We start from the raw sequence: 14,976 nt of genomic DNA, 5'->3' as shown, positions 1-14,976 counted from the left end.
CGCCATGTCGGTCATCACGCAGCGCGGCAATCTCGCCGAAATCGTCGTCGCCAGGCTTTCTGAGCGCATCGACTCTGGCCTTTATGCCCCCGGCGAGAAGATTCCGTCGAGCGCACAGCTCTGTGAGGAATTCGGCGTTTCGCGCACGGTCATCCGCGAGGCGCTGACCTCGCTGAAGGTAGCAGGCCGCGTCATCGCCCGGCAGGGGGCCGGCGTCTATGTGACAGGGAAGGACGTCCGAACGCTGAATTTCGAGATCAGCCGGATCGAGGACATCCGCTCGGCGATGCAGATCCTCGAACTGCGCCTCGGCGTGGAGATGCAGTCCGTGGCGCTCGCCGCCCAGCGCCGCACACCCGAAGCGCTCGCCGAGATCGCGCGGGCCTTCGACCATATCGAGAACCTCGACACCAACGACCCCGAGACCGAGGCGCGGGCCGATTTCGAATTCCATCTCGCCATCGCCAAGGCGACCCGCAATCAGCATTTCCCGCGCTTTCTCGAAGCTGTGATGGGTGAGATCAATTTCGACCTCGTGCTGAAGCACAGCCAGTCCGGCCGCTCCTACAACGCCTATCTAAAGAAGATCAACAAGGAGCACGCCGCCATTCTCGCGGCAATTACACAGGGCGATGCGAAGGCCGCCAAACAGGCGCTAGCCGCGCATCTGGAGGAGAGCCTCAACCGCTACCGCGCCATGCTGGAAGAGCCGGCGGGCATGAAAAGTCCCGCTCTGTCTCCGCGCTGCGCACAGACATAGCGGATTGTGAAACCGACCAACCCCACGTCTCGCTGTTCGGGGTTAAGGTGTCCATTCTTCGCGCTGGAGAGGGTCGGCGTATCAAGGATAGCTTGTCGATCGACTGAATTTCTTACGCAGCCCCAAGGCTACGCAGCCCTATACTTTTTCAGTGGCAACAAGACTTGCAGGTAATCCACACACGATGTGCGTGTGTAGCGCAAACCGCGCTGGAACCATGGTGATTTACGATTTTTCCAATCCTTCCAAGGTTGAGCGCAGAGCGAACCGCCGGCGCTTATCCCTGCAGCAACAACGGATGCGGAACGGACCGCATGGCTCACACTGAACGGAAAAGACAATGCTGCACAGAAACTTGATCGCCGGCGAGTGGGTATCCGGCGACGCCTCGGCGAACATCAACCCATCCAACACAAACGAAGTCATTGGCGAGTTTGCGTCGGCGACAGCTGAGGAGACCAAGACAGCCATTGCGGCAGCCAAGGCAGCGTTCCCCAGCTGGTCGCGCTCTCCGATCCTCGAGCGCCACGCGATTCTCAAGCGGACGAGCGAAGAGATCATGGCACGCAAGGATGAACTGGGTTCACTCCTCGCCCGGGAAGAGGGGAAGACCCTGCCGGAAGCCATCGGCGAAACGGTGCGAGCAGCTCAGGTTTTCGAATTTTTTGCCGGCGAGGCATTGCGCCTTTCGGGCGAAGCGCTCCCTTCCACACGTCCGGGCGTCGGTATCGAAATCACGCGCGAGCCTGTCGGCGTTGTCGGCATCATCACGCCGTGGAATTTCCCGATAGCGATCCCGGCCTGGAAAATCGCGCCTGCGCTTTGCTACGGCAACACGGTCGTCTTCAAGCCGGCCGACCTCGTTCCAGGCAGCGCCTGGGCACTGGTCGACATTCTTCATCGCGCGGGCTTGCCGGCCGGTGTGCTTAACCTGGTGATGGGGCGCGGCTCTGTTGTCGGCCAGACCATGCTCGACAGCCCGGACATCAACGCGATCACCTTCACCGGCTCGGTCGGCACCGGTAAACGCGTCGCGCTTGCCTCGGTCGAACACAACAGGAAGTTCCAGCTTGAGATGGGTGGAAAGAACCCGTTTGTTGTTTTGGACGATGCCGATCTGGCGGTTGCCGTGGAGGCAGCAGCGAACTCGTCGTTCTTCTCGACGGGGCAGCGTTGCACGGCGTCCTCGCGCCTTATCGTGACGGAGGGCATTCACGATGCGTTTGTCAGTGCGTTGACGGAACGCCTGAAGGCGCTCGTCGTCGATGACGCGATGAAGTCGGGAACGCACATCGGCCCCGTCGTCGACGAAAGCCAGCTGAAGCAGGACATCGATTACATCTCGCTTGGCAAAGCTGAAGGCGCCCGATTGACGTTCGGCGGAGACAGGTTGGAACGAGAGACCCCCGGCTTCTTCCTTCAGCCCGCGCTCTTCACCGAAGCGGACAATCAGATGCGCATATGCCGCGAAGAGATCTTCGGCCCTGTTGCCGCTGTCATCCGCGTCAAGGACTACGATGAGGCCCTTGCGGTTGCCAACGACACGAGTTTCGGCCTCTCCTCGGGCATCGCCACCACCAACTTGAAGCATGCTACCCACTTCAAGCGAAACTCTGAAGCCGGAATGGTGATGGTCAATCTGCCGACGGCGGGTGTCGACTTCCACGTCCCCTTCGGCGGCAGAAAGGGCTCATCTTACGGTCCGCGCGAGCAAGGGCGCTATGCGGCCGAGTTCTACACCTCGGTGAAGATCGCCTACACATCTGCATGATTGGAGACACAAATATGAAGATCTTGGTCCCCGTAAAGCGGGTCGTCGACTACAACGTGAAGATCCGGGTGAAGCCGGATGGCACGGGCGTCGAGCTTGCGAACGTGAAGATGTCGATGAACCCGTTCGACGAGATTTCCGTCGAAGAGGCGCTGCGGCTGAAGGAGGCCGGCAAGGCGGACGAAGTGGTGGTCGTGTCGATCGGCCCGGCCAAGGCCGAGGAGACGCTGCGCACCGCCCTTGCCATGGGGGCCGACCGGGCAATCCTGGTCGAGACCGACGACGCGGTCGAGCCGTTGGCGGTGGCAAAGATCCTCAAAGGGGTGGCCGAGGCCGAACAGCCGGGCCTGATCATCGTCGGCAAGCAGGCGATCGACGACGATTCGAACCAGACCGGCCAGATGCTGTCGGCGCTCTTGGGCTGGGCCCAGGGCACCTTTGCCTCGAAGATCGAGCTTGCCGACGGCTCGGCAAAAGTCACCCGCGAGGTCGACGGCGGCCTGCAGACGATCGAGGTCAAGCTGCCGGCGGTTGTCACCACCGACCTGCGCCTGAACGAGCCGCGCTACGCCTCGCTGCCGAACATCATGAAGGCGAAGAAGAAGCCGCTCGACAAGAAGAGCCCGGCCGATTTTGCCGTCTCCACCGCCGCGCGGCTGAAGGTGCTGAAGACCGAGGAGCCGGAAGGCCGCAAGGCCGGCGTTAAGGTCAAGAGCGTCGCCGAGCTGGTCGAAAAGCTGAAGAGCGAAGCCGGCGTGCTGTGAGGGAATCCGTGAGGCCCGCCTGCAAACGGCGTGCCGCTGCGCTTCCGGTGCTCACGTACGTTCGGTACGCTGCGCGCCGGTTTTTGGCGGATTTCAGGAACCAACACTATTTGAGGACAAGATCATGGCCATTCTTCTTCTGGCTGACCACGACAACAACCACCTTTCCGACCAGACCGCCAAGGCGCTGACGGCGGCGCAGAAAATCGCCCAGGGGACCGGAAGCGACGTGCATGTGCTCGTCGCGGGCGCGAACGCCAAGGCGGCGGCCGAGCAGGCGGCGAAACTTGCGGGCGTTGCCAAGGTGCTGCTCGCCGACGACGCCTCGCTGGCCAACAACCTGGCGGAGCCCTTAGCAGCGACGATCGTTGCGCTTTCCGGCGGCTACGACACGATCCTTGCGGCCGCCACCTCGGTCGGCAAGAACGTCCTGCCGCGCGTCGCAGCCCTGCTCGACGTCGCCCAGGTCTCGGAAATCGTCGAGGTCGTTGCGCCCGACACCTTCAAGCGGCCGATCTATGCCGGCAACGCCATCCAGACGGTGCAGTCAACCGATGCGAAGAAGGTGATCACCGTACGCACCGCCTCGTTCGCCGCCGCGGCCGAGGGCGGCAACGCCGCAATCGAGACGGTCGCCGCCGGCGCCAATCCGGGCCTCTCGTCCTTCGTCGGCGATGCGCTGTCGTCGTCGGACCGTCCCGAGCTGACCTCGGCGAAGATCATCATCTCCGGCGGCCGGGCGCTCGGCTCGGCGGAGAAGTTCAAGGAGGTGATCCTGCCGGTGGCCGACAAGCTCGGGGCCGCCGTCGGTGCCAGCCGCGCCGCCGTCGACGCCGGCTACGCGCCGAACGACTGGCAGGTCGGCCAGACCGGCAAGGTGGTCGCCCCGCAGCTCTACATCGCCTGCGGCATCTCCGGCGCCATCCAGCACCTCGCCGGCATGAAGGATTCGAAGGTCATCGTCGCCATCAACAAGGACGAGGAGGCGCCGATCTTCCAGGTCGCCGACTACGGCCTCGTCGCCGACCTGTTCGAGGCGCTGCCGGAACTTCAGAAGGCGCTGTGACCATCCAATATCGGTGGCGGAAGAACGCCTCCGCCACCGGCCGCCAGCTTGGTGGTCGCTTATCGGTCAGTGAAACACCCAGAGGAGTGGTCACAAGTGCGGAAGCGGACGGCTATGCTGGCGTCCACTTTGTTCCGCACTTTTCCTTTCACCATTGCTCTGCGGCGATCCAGTCACAAAAGGCGGAGATGATCTTAACTCGCTTGTGGGCTCTCGGAACGACAAGATAGAAGCCGGGGATATCCTTCTTGTTCATCGTATCCAGCATATCAATGCCGAGCGGCGCGACGAGGGTACCGGCCTCGATATCGGCAAGCGCGTCGCCCCTTGACACGAGCCCAACCCCGATGCCGGAGATGCTACCCTTGCGCATCGTCGCGGCATCCTGGAATTCGATCTCCCCAGCCATTTCCAGCGACGGCAGACCAAGATGCGCCAGCACCTTGCGCCACAGGTCGCGCGCCATGACAGGATGCAGAAGGGTCATACGGCCGAGGTCCGCCGGTGAAGAGATCTGTTTGGCTAACTCCGGCGAGCAGCAGATGATCTTCGGGTCGTGCATCAGCAATTTTACGTCATATTCCTTCCAGTTTCCGAATCCCCATTGAATGGAAACGTCCACTTCTTCGGCGGCGAAGTCGCGCACGTTTACCATGGTCGTCATCCGGATATCAGCACCGGGCATGAGTTGACGAAATCGCTCAAGGCGCTCCATCAAGTAGCGGGTGGCAAAATACGGACTGACATTGATGTTGATGCGGTTACGGTAGGTCGAGTTGGTGACTCGACGGATTCCCTCCGTAAATTCATCGAAGCCTGCCTGGACGAAATGCGAGAGAATGATCGCATGTTCCGTCGGTTCAATTACCCGCGCCTTCCGTTCGAACAGCGGAACGTGCAAGGTATCCTCCAACAGCTTGATCTGCTGGCTGATGGCCTGCGGCGTGACAAGTAGTTCATCTGCCGCGCCACGAAATGTACCTTGACGCATAACCGCCCAGAACGCCCGCAGCGCATTGAGAGGGGGAAGCCGTGTGTGTTGTCCAGCCAATCCGCCCTCCCGACAGGCGATATCTAAATATAACGGCTCCGCCTGCCGGCGGAGCCTACGATGATTAAATCACGGCTTTTTCGAGGAACGGGCGATTCTCCACGACACGCTCATAGCCGACTTCCGTCAGGTCCAATGTGCGATATTCGCCGTAGATGATCAACTCTGACACGCCTCGTCCCGTCGCCGGCCCCTGCTGCAGGCCATGGCCGGAAAAGCCGTTGGCGAAGACGAAATTGCGCACCGCGGGATGACGGCCGACGATCAGATTGTGATCGAGGACATTGAAGTCGTAATGACCCGCCCACTGGTTCACCACCTTGATCGCTTCGAACTGGGGCGACCGTTCGGCAAGAGCCGGCCAGATGATCTCCTCGAACTCTTCGTAGCGCGGTTCGAAATCGTCCCAATCGGCCGCCGGGTCCTCCACGGGAGGGCAACCCGTCAGGAAGAAGCGACCTTCAGGCCGGCAGAACACGCCGGACGGATCGATCATCAGCGGAAGCCGCCCCTGGTTGACGTTCGCGGTTCCCTCCGGCGTACCGGCGCAATCGAACACGAACAATGTGCGCTTGCGCGGCTCGACCGGAATATCGAGGCCGGCCATGCGGGCGGTGATCGCCGCGCGTGGGCCGGAGGCGTTGACGATCGTGCCAGCCTTCACGACCGAGCCCGACTTCAAAGTTACCGACGTCACCCTGTCGCTATCGCGGCCGATGGCTACGGCTTCATCCGTGACATAATCGACGCCCAGCGAGCGCGCCTTGTTCTTGAAGCCATACATCAGGCCCGTATTATTGAACCAGCCTTCGCCGGAACGGCCGTAGGAGGCCAGCTCGATATCCGCCACATTCAGATGCGGGAAGGCATTTGCCAATTCATCACGGCTCCAGAGTACGACGTCCGCACCACAGGAAACCTGTGCCTCATGGTTCTCCTTGAGGACTTGTACCTGCTCCGCAGTGTTAGCGAGGAACAGGTACCCACCTGAATGGAAGCCGAGGTCGGGCTTATCGTCGCCGACCTGCATCATCTCCCCGAAATTGCGGATGACCTCGGAGCCATACTGGCTGATCTTCACATTGATCGGATTGGAAAACTGTGTGCGTATCGAAGAGGAAGATAGGGAGGTCGCCGCTTTCAAGTAGGTTGGGTCGCGTTCGACGACGAGCACCGAGCCGTCGAAATCGGGATTGGCCGCGAGATAGTAGGCGACGGCGGAACCGATCACCGCGCCGCCGATGATGACGACGTCATACTGGTCTTTCATTTCGAAACCTCATCATTGGGATGGCCGATATCGACGAACCATCCGCCGAGGTAAAGGGTGGAAGGCGCCTTCGGATCAACCGGCGGCTTGTCCGCCTCGACCTTGGCGCGGAAGCACTCCGTACTATCCTGCGACACGTAACCGAGATGGCCGGCCCTGGAATTGTCGACCGGCTTGATGGCGTTGTCGGACAAGCCGAAGCTGATCGTGTGGCCGACGCGCGGCGCCGTCAGGCTAGCCGTCACCAGGCGAATGCAATCCTCGAAGGACAGCCAGGACCAGAGCATGCGGCGATCCGCCGGCTCCGGGAACGAGGAGAAGATGCGAAGGCACACGCTCTCCAGCCCGAACTTGTCCCAGTAGAAGCGGCTAAGCGCTTCGACGAAGCATTTGGAAACGCCGTAGAGGCTGTCTGGCCGGACTGGCGCATCCGTATCGATATGGGCTTCCAGCGTGTGATAGCCGATCGCATGGACCGAGGAGGCATAGACGACGCGCTTGACGCCATGCTTCCGGGCAGCCTCATAGATATGGTAGCTGCCGCGGATATTGGCATCGAGGATATCCTGCCAGGGGCGCTCCAGCGGAACGCCGCCGAAATGCACGATGGCGTCGACACACTCGACCGCCTTCATCACGGCGGCTTCGTCGGCAAGGTCGAAGACCATCGCTTCCTCGTTCGGCTGCAGGTCCTTGATCTCGCCGATATCGGCCAGGCGCAGCCTATCGGCCAGTGGTGCAAGGCCCCGACGCAGTTCCGTACCAAGACGGCCGGCCGCGCCCGTGATCAGAATGGTCTTGTAGAGCTTGGACATTCTTCCTTCCAATCAGAATTCGAGTTTAGCGACGGCCGCGCCGATACGCTTCACCGCCTCGGCCAAAACTTCGTCCGAGGTCGCGGTGGAGATGCGGAAGAAGGGCGAAAGGCCGTAAGCCGTGCCCGGAACGGCCGCCACATGCCCCTCATCGAGGAGGTACTTTGCGACGGCGATATCGTCTTCCAGCGTCTGGCCGGACGGAGTTTTCGCACCGATCAGCGCCGCACAGCCGATATAGGCGTAGAAGGCGCCTTCCGGTGGATCAAGGCTCAGCGCGTTGATTTTCGCGATGCCCTCGACCACGAGGTGGCGGCGGCGCTCGAACGCCGTGCGGAACTCGGCAACGCAATCCTGCGGCCCCTCCAGCGCCGCCTTGGCCGCGATCTGCGCCGGGGCGGAAACGGAGGTGCAGGACTGGCTCTGGATCGTCGCCATCGCCTTGATCAGATCCTTCGGGCCGGCGGCATAGCCGACGCGCCAACCGGTCATGGCATAGGCCTTGGACATGCCATTGACGATCAGCGAACGATCGCGCAATTCCGGGCAGGCCGTGCCGAAGGAGACGAAGGTGCGCCCGTCGAAGATGATGTGTTCGTAGATTTCATCCGAGAGGATCATGACATCAGGATATTTGGCGAGCACCGCGCCGAGCGCCTGCAACTGCGCCTCGGTATAAACCGCGCCCGACGGATTGCCCGGCATGTTCAGGAATAGCCACCGCGTCTTTTCCGAGAGCGCCGCTTCCAGCACCTCGGGCGTCAGGCGAAAGCCGTTTTCGGCCCGGCAGGCCGGGGTGACCGGCACTCCGCCGAAAAGCTTCACCATTTCCGGATAGGAGACGAAGTAAGGCGCCGGCAGGATCGCCTCGTCACCCTCCTCCAGGGTCGCCATCAGCGCATTGAAGATGATCTGCTTGGCGCCATTGGCAACCGCGATCTCGTCGATGGCATAATCGAGGCCGTTTTCACGCTTGAACTTGGCGACGATCGCCTTGCGTAGGTCCGGGGTGCCGAGCGAAGCGGTATAGAGCATCCGCTCCTTGCGCGCCGCCTCGAAGGCGGCCTCGGTGATGTGGGCGGGAGCCGGAAAGTCCGGCTCGCCGAGACCGAGATCGATCACGTCGATCCCGGTCGCCGCCAGCTCCTTGGCGGCCTGCGAGACGGCCATGGAGGCGGAAGGTTTGACGGCGGAAAGCCGGCTTGCGATGTGGCTCATTGTCTCTTCTCCGTCACGTAACCCTTCGACAGGTCCTCGGCCCAGGCTTCGGCCGAGCGCTCGGCCGGGCTTCCAAATCCGCCGCCGCCCGGCAGTTCCAGTACCAGCCGGCGGCCCGCCGGCACATGCTGCCAGCCCTTGGGACGCAGCTTCGTTCCATCGTCGAGCTTTGCCGAACCGGGTGCTCCGTCTTCACCCCCATCGCGCCCGCGCGGCGGAGTCGCGATACGGTCGAACATCGCGGAAAAATCAAACTCATGCCCCTCCGCGGGCGCGATCTCGATGATCTGGCCGAGGCCGCCGCGATATTTGCCCGCGCCGCCGGAATCGGGGCGAAGTTCCTTGCGCCAGACGACAATGGGACCGGTATGCTCGGTCGCTTCGATCGGCATGGTATGGACGCCCGAAGGAAAGGCCGTCGAAGACAAGCCATCGATGCCCGGGCGCGCACCCATGCCGCCCGAGTTGAACATCAGCACCTCGGCACGGCGCCCGGAAGCGCCGGCGACCGGGCGGGCCGAAATATGGATATTCCACAAGGCGGCTGCACCTTCGGCGAGAATCTTGCCGGGCAGCGCCTTGGCAAGCGCGCCGAGTACAAGGTCCGGCACCATATGGCCGATGACGTGGCGCACCGATACCGGCGCCGGCCGCTCGGCATTGAGGATGTTGGTCGGCGAGGAAACGTTGAAGACGGCGAGAGACGCCGAATTGTTCGGAATATCCGGCGCCACCACGCATTTTAGCGCGTAGCATGCATAGGCTTTCGTATAGATCAGCGGCACGTTGATGCCCCAGCGGCTCATCCCGTCCGTACCGGAGAAATCGACATTGACACCCATGTCGGTGATCGAGACCTCGGCCGCAAGCTTGATCGGTACATCATAGCCGTCCGTCAGCATCTCGTTCGTCCATGCCCCCTTCGGCAGGCCGGCGATGCGGTCCATCGTTGCAGTGTGCGTGCGCGACAGGATGAAATCGCCAAGCGTGTCGAGATTGTCGTAGCCGACCTCGTCCAGCATCTCGATCAGCCGCTTGTGGCCGACGTCGTTGCAGGCAGCGAGCGAGAAGAAGTCGCCGATCACCTGGTTCGGCTCGCGCACATTGAGGCGCAGGATCTTCAGGAGGTCCTTGTTCACCGTGCCGCGCTCGGCGAACTTCATGATCGGGATCTGGATGCCTTCTTCATAGACCGACTTGCCATCCGCCCCGAAGCCGCGCCCGCCGACATCGACCACATGCGCCGTGCAGGCGAAGAAGCCGATCAGTTCCTCTCCCTTGAACGACGGCGAGACCATGGTGATATCGTGGAGGTGGCCGGTGCCCTTCCACGGATCGTTTGTGACGTAGGTGTCTCCGGGATACATTTCCTCGCGCGGGATTTCGGCGATGAAGTGCAGCACCGCCTCGGCCATGGTGTTGACGTGGCCGGGCGTGCCGGTAACGGCTTGCGCCAGCATCTCGCCCTTGGCGTTATAGACGCCGGCCGAAAGATCGCCCGCCTCGCGGACAGAGGTGGAAAACGCGGTGCGCAGCAGCGTCAGCGCCTGTTCCTCAACGACCGAGATCAGACGGTTCCACATGACCTGCATGCGAATTTCATTGATATCGCTCATGATCAGAGACCTTTGCGCACGAGAAGAATGGTGCCGTCGATCTGGATGACGGCATCGAACGGCGACGTGACGATGGTGGACGTTTCACGCTCGACGATGACGGCAGGGCCGATCACACGCGCGCCTCGCGAGAGCGTATCGCGCGACACAATCGCGGTTTCCAGCGTCTTGCCGGAGGCGGGATCGAAGACGGCTCTCGTCGCGGGCACGGACGCCGGCGCGCCGTCCGTTTCAAGGGCGAAGCGCTCGCTTTCGGGGCGGACGTCCTGCGCCTTGACCGACCAGGTGACGAATTCAATTTCCGGGCCTTCGACCGCGCGGCCGAAGAACTGGGCGTACCGCTCCTTGAAGGCGGCTTCGATCATGGCCGTATCCGCTGCGGTGAAGGCACGGTCGGGCAGCGCCACCGGGATTTCCCAGCCCTGGCCCGCATACCGCATGAAAGCGGTGATTTCGCGCACGATCTGCCCATTCGTTCCGGCGCGCACGAACCCTTCGGCGGTCGCCTTCAGTTCGTCGAGCATGGCGTTGATCGGTCCGGCATCGAATTTCGACAGGCCCATGATCTTGGAAGCCAGCGCTTCGTAGCCGAACGGCGCTTTCAGGAAACCGATGGCCGAACCGACGCCCGCTCCGTGCGGAATGAGGCACTGCTCCACGCCGAGCTTCTCGCAGAGACGAGCGGCATGCAGGGGTGCGGCGCCGCCGAAGGCGATCATGATGTTTTCCGAGATGTTCTTGCCGTTTTCGACCGCATGGACGCGCGCCGCATTGGCCATGTTCTCGTCCACCACCTCAACGATGCCGAAGGCGGCGGCTTCCGGAGCGAGCTTGAGCTTGTCGCCGACATCGCGTGCAATCGCCGCGCTAGCGTTATCGACCGAGAGCTTGATTTTGCCGCCGGCGAAATTGTCAGGATCGAGCTTGCCGAGCACGAGATCCGCATCAGTGATCGCCGGCCGTTCGCCGCCGCGCTGGTAGCAGGCCGGACCCGGCTCCGAGGCAGCCGATTCCGGACCGGCCTGGATCCGGCCCATGGCATCGACCCAGGCGATGGAACCGCCGCCCGCGCCGATCTCGATCATCTCGATCACCGGAATGGAGATCGGCATGCCCGAGCCTTTGCAGAAACGGTAGGTGCGGGCAACCTCGAAGGTGCGCGCCGTGTGGGGCTGGTAGTCATCGATGAGGCAGATTTTCGCGGTCGTGCCGCCCATATCATAGGAGACGACGCGGTCGAGACTGAAACGGCGGGCGATGTCAGCGGCAAAGATCGCACCGCCCGCCGGGCCGGATTCGACGAGGCGAACCGGGAATTCGGAAGCCGTCTCCACCGAGATGAGCCCGCCACCCGAATGGATCATGAAGACCGGGCAGCCCGCGCCCATCTCCTTCAGCCGCACCTGCAGGCGCGACAGATAGTCGGCCATCTGCGGACGCACATAGGCATTGGCACAAACCGTATTGAAACGCTCGAACTCGCGCATCTGCGGCGACACTTCCGCCGAGATCGAGATCGGAACAGAAAGTTTCCTGGAGAGAATGTCGCGGGCGCGCTCCTCGTGCGCCGGGTTCATGTAGGAATGGATGAAGCCGATGGCCACTGCCCCGAAACCGCGTTCCGCGATGATATCCGCTAGGGCTTCCAGCGCCGCTTCGTCGAGCGGCTGAAGCTCCCTGCCCTGCGCATCGATGCGACCCTTGACCGGGAAGCGATCCTCGCGCGGGATCAGCGGCTTGGGCAGGACGAGGCTGAGATCATACTGTTCGAAACGATTTTCCGTACGCATCTCGATGACGTCTCGGAAGCCCTCGGTGGTGACGAGCGCGGTCCTGGCACCGCGGCGCTCGATAAGCGCGTTGGTGGCAAGCGTGGTGCCGTGGATGACAATATCGATATCCTTCGGCGCGATGCCTGCATCCCTGACGACAATCTCGATACCGTCGAGGATTGCCTGTTCGGGTGCAGAATAATTGGTCAGCACCTTCGTCGAGAAGAGCTTGCCCCGCACGTCAAGCGCGATGTCGGTGAAGGTGCCGCCGATATCGGCGCCCAGGCGGATGTCGTGACGCTGTGTCATGCGGTTTCCTTTGCAGAAAGGGCAGCCTTGCGCATCTGGCTCAGCGTCTGGCGCGGGGTCAACGCCTCAGGCGAAATGTCGAGGTCCAGGAGGGCGCCGGTCTTCGATGCCCGGGCGCGCTCGAACGCGGCCGAAAAGTCCGCCGTCGTTTCGACACGCTCGGCATGGAAACCGTAAGACTTCGCGAGCGCCACGAAATCCGGATTGACCATCGTGGTACCGGAAACACGCTCCGGATAATGCCGCTCCTGATGGGCACGGATCGTGCCGTAGATGCCGTTGTTGAGCAAAAGGATGATCGGCTGCGCCCCATGCTGGAGGGCGGTCGCCAGTTCCTGGCAATTCATCTGGAAGTCGCCGTCGCCGGCGAAGCAGATGACGGCGCGCCCGGGATAGGCGACCTTGGCGGCCACGGCCGCCGGAACGCCATAGCCCATAGCACCCGATTGCGGGGCGAGAAGACGCGCCTTCGGCCCGAACTTGAAGAACTTGTTGGGCCAGACCGTGAAATTGCCCGCGCCGTTGGTGAGGATCACATCCTCCGGCAGGATGCCGTTCAGGAGAGCCGTGACCTTGCCCATGTCGACCGGGGAAGGCAGGTCGGGGAGATCGAAGCCCTTTTCATAGGCGGCGCGCCCATTGGCGCGCCACTCCGCCCATCCGCCCTCGACGGGTTCGAGACCGCCCAGTGCTTCCGCGAAAGCATTCGGACCGGCGTGAATGCCGAGCACCGGCCGGTAGACCTTGCCGATCTCCAGGTCCGAACCGTGGACATGGATGATCTGCTGACGCGGTTGCGGCACGTCGAACAGCGTATAGCCGTCCGTGGAGTTCTCCCCGAAGCGGTTGTTGATCGCGAGGATCACATCGGCCTCGCGCAGCAGTTCCTTGACCGAGGCGACCATGCCGACGCCAGCTTCGCCGCAGAAAGTCGGCGAGGCGTTGTCGTACTGATCCTGATAGCGGAAGACGGACACGACCGGAATGTCGGAGGCTTCAGCAAAGTGCTGGACGGTAGCCATCGAGCCCTCGGCCCAGTTGCAGCCGCCGTAAAGAATGACGGGACGCTTCGCGCCTTCCAGTATATTGCGCAGGCGCTGCATGGCCGAAGCCGGCGGCGCGGGCTCGGCAATCTCGACTGGACCGGCAAGCGGCGCGGCCCCGGTCAGCGAGGTCAGCATGTCCTCGGGCAGCGCAATCACAATCGGACCGGGACGGCCCGAAACCGCAAGCGTCCAGGCGCGCGAAAGGATTTCCGGGATGCGTTCGACCTGATCGATCTCGACGACCCATTTGGCCATGGTGCCGAAAACGGCCTTGTAATCGACCTCCTGGAACGCCTCCCGGCCCTTCATGTCGGTTCCGACCTGGCCGACGAAGAGGATCATCGGCGCGGAATCCTGCATGGCGGTGTGCACGCCGATCGAGGCGTTGGTGGCGCCAGGACCGCGAGTCACGAAGCAGATGCCAGGCTGGCCGGTCAGCTTGCCGTAGGCCGCAGCCATGAAAGCGGCGCCCCCTTCGTTGCGGCAGAGAACATAGTCAAGACGTCCCCCGGTGTCGTGCAGTGCATCGAGGACTGCGAGATAGCTTTCCCCCGGCACTCCGAAGCTCTTTGTCGCCCCCAGCGCCAAGAGGCACTCGACGAGCAACTGCCCTCCATTACGTTCCATTTCCATGTTCCTGTCGTTCGGTGATTTGAGATTGAAAACCGGATGCCGACAACAGCTCAAGGACCTGCGATCCCAACTGCTGAAACGGCAGCTTTCCCAAGGAAAGGCGGTGAACGAAAACCCCACTGCCATCGATTTCGTCGGCAAGAGCGCGCGCAAGACCGTCGATTGCTCCGGCGGCTGCCCGTTCGAGAGCGCTTTTCGCCTCGCAGTCGTCCAGGGAGAGCATGACGAACGCTCCGCGTCCTCGTTCGATCATTGAGGGCAGGACCGCTCGGGTGACATGCAGCGTGGCGGACAGATTGACTTCGAGCGCCATATCGATGTCGGCTTCCGCAAGACCGAGAAAACGGGTCTCCTCGGGCCAGCGCAGCGCTGCGTGGACGACGACCTCGGGCTCCATCCCTTCGACGACGAACCGAACATAGTCGCGATCCGTCAGATCCATCGCCAGGGGCACAATCCCGTGCTCGCCGCGCATCTCCTCAAGCGCGACTCGATCACGACCGAGGGCGTGAACTTCCCAACCGTCTTTTGCGAGTGTGGTTGCGATCGCGCGTCCGGGAGCACGCGTCGCCCCCGTAACAAGTGCTTTCATCAACACACGATCTCCATGAGGCGAGTTGGACGATGCCTGTAGATGCCAGTGCTTGAAACGAAGAAATTAGCGCGCTTAGGCAAGTTCTTCTTGTTGCTCATCCTTACCACAAGCGCAGGAACACACCGGCGGTGCGACCAGCCCAATCGGACGCGGCGCTGGGTCGAATCAGACTGATGGCAGTCCAGGGATGGTTGGAACGCATCGGGCCGGCACCCGATTTCGCCCATGAGGCGTTCCGCGCCTCTTGCCTGAATCGGTCAGGGCAAGCGGGGCGGATTTCGCCGCACTCA

Annotated in this window: 12 protein-coding genes; 4 read left to right on the top strand and 8 right to left on the bottom strand. The window is 62.4% G+C overall.

Translation table 11 applies throughout. The features are described from left to right. Positions 1 to 4 precede the first annotated feature (4 nt). From IB238_RS23710 to IB238_RS23695, 4 genes are all read left to right on the top strand, one after another. Entirely contained in the window at positions 5 to 760 is a 756-nt protein-coding gene (locus IB238_RS23710; protein ID WP_192253144.1) for a FadR/GntR family transcriptional regulator, read from the top strand. Positions 761 to 1,100: 340 nt separating this feature from the next. Further along, complete coding sequence (locus IB238_RS23705) at positions 1,101 to 2,531, top strand: aldehyde dehydrogenase family protein (protein WP_192253141.1); 1,431 nt, start codon at positions 1,101 to 1,103, stop codon at positions 2,529 to 2,531. A gap of 14 nt (positions 2,532 to 2,545) precedes the next feature. Continuing rightward, positions 2,546 to 3,295 (top strand): electron transfer flavoprotein subunit beta/FixA family protein, encoded by a 750-nt coding sequence (locus tag IB238_RS23700; RefSeq protein WP_192253138.1) that lies wholly within the window; start codon positions 2,546 to 2,548, stop codon positions 3,293 to 3,295. 124 nt (positions 3,296 to 3,419) lie between these two features. Beyond that, positions 3,420 to 4,361, top strand: a complete 942-nt coding sequence (locus tag IB238_RS23695; protein WP_192253135.1) for an electron transfer flavoprotein subunit alpha/FixB family protein — start codon at positions 3,420 to 3,422, stop codon at positions 4,359 to 4,361. Between the two features lie 148 nt (positions 4,362 to 4,509). On the opposite strand, the gene IB238_RS23690 is transcribed toward IB238_RS23695, so the two are convergent. The 8 genes from IB238_RS23690 to IB238_RS23655 form a co-directional block, all read right to left on the bottom strand. Beyond that, on the bottom strand, positions 4,510 to 5,412 hold the full coding sequence (locus IB238_RS23690; protein ID WP_192253132.1) for a LysR substrate-binding domain-containing protein: 903 nt from the start codon (positions 5,410 to 5,412) through the stop codon (positions 4,510 to 4,512). A 64-nt stretch (positions 5,413 to 5,476) separates the two neighbouring features. Continuing rightward, a complete protein-coding gene (locus IB238_RS23685; protein WP_192253129.1) occupies positions 5,477 to 6,682 on the bottom strand; it encodes an FAD-binding oxidoreductase in 1,206 nt (401 codons plus the stop codon). Further along, complete coding sequence (locus IB238_RS23680; protein ID WP_192253126.1) at positions 6,679 to 7,497, bottom strand: NAD(P)-dependent oxidoreductase; 819 nt, start codon at positions 7,495 to 7,497, stop codon at positions 6,679 to 6,681. The genes IB238_RS23685 and IB238_RS23680 overlap by 4 nt, the downstream gene beginning before the upstream one ends. Before the next feature lie 12 nt (positions 7,498 to 7,509). Then, a complete protein-coding gene (locus IB238_RS23675; RefSeq protein ID WP_192253124.1) occupies positions 7,510 to 8,715 on the bottom strand; it encodes a pyridoxal phosphate-dependent aminotransferase in 1,206 nt (401 codons plus the stop codon). Beyond that, entirely contained in the window at positions 8,712 to 10,331 is a 1,620-nt protein-coding gene (locus IB238_RS23670; protein WP_192253122.1) for a hydantoinase B/oxoprolinase family protein, read from the bottom strand. The genes IB238_RS23675 and IB238_RS23670 overlap by 4 nt, the downstream gene beginning before the upstream one ends. Positions 10,332 to 10,333: 2 nt before the next feature. Continuing rightward, a complete protein-coding gene (locus IB238_RS23665; RefSeq protein WP_192253119.1) occupies positions 10,334 to 12,412 on the bottom strand; it encodes a hydantoinase/oxoprolinase family protein in 2,079 nt (692 codons plus the stop codon). Beyond that, positions 12,409 to 14,085: a thiamine pyrophosphate-dependent enzyme gene (locus IB238_RS23660; protein WP_192253117.1), complete on the bottom strand. Its 1,677-nt coding sequence runs from the start codon at positions 14,083 to 14,085 to the stop codon at positions 12,409 to 12,411. The genes IB238_RS23665 and IB238_RS23660 overlap by 4 nt, the downstream gene beginning before the upstream one ends. Next, complete coding sequence (locus IB238_RS23655) at positions 14,075 to 14,683, bottom strand: SDR family oxidoreductase (RefSeq protein ID WP_192253114.1); 609 nt, start codon at positions 14,681 to 14,683, stop codon at positions 14,075 to 14,077. The genes IB238_RS23660 and IB238_RS23655 overlap by 11 nt, the downstream gene beginning before the upstream one ends. Between the last annotated feature and the right edge of the window lie 293 nt (positions 14,684 to 14,976).

The organism is Rhizobium sp. ARZ01 (assembly GCF_014851675.1).
Taxonomy (GTDB): Bacteria; Pseudomonadota; Alphaproteobacteria; order Rhizobiales; family Rhizobiaceae; genus Mycoplana.
This window is presented reverse-complemented; position numbering and strand designations above follow the sequence as displayed.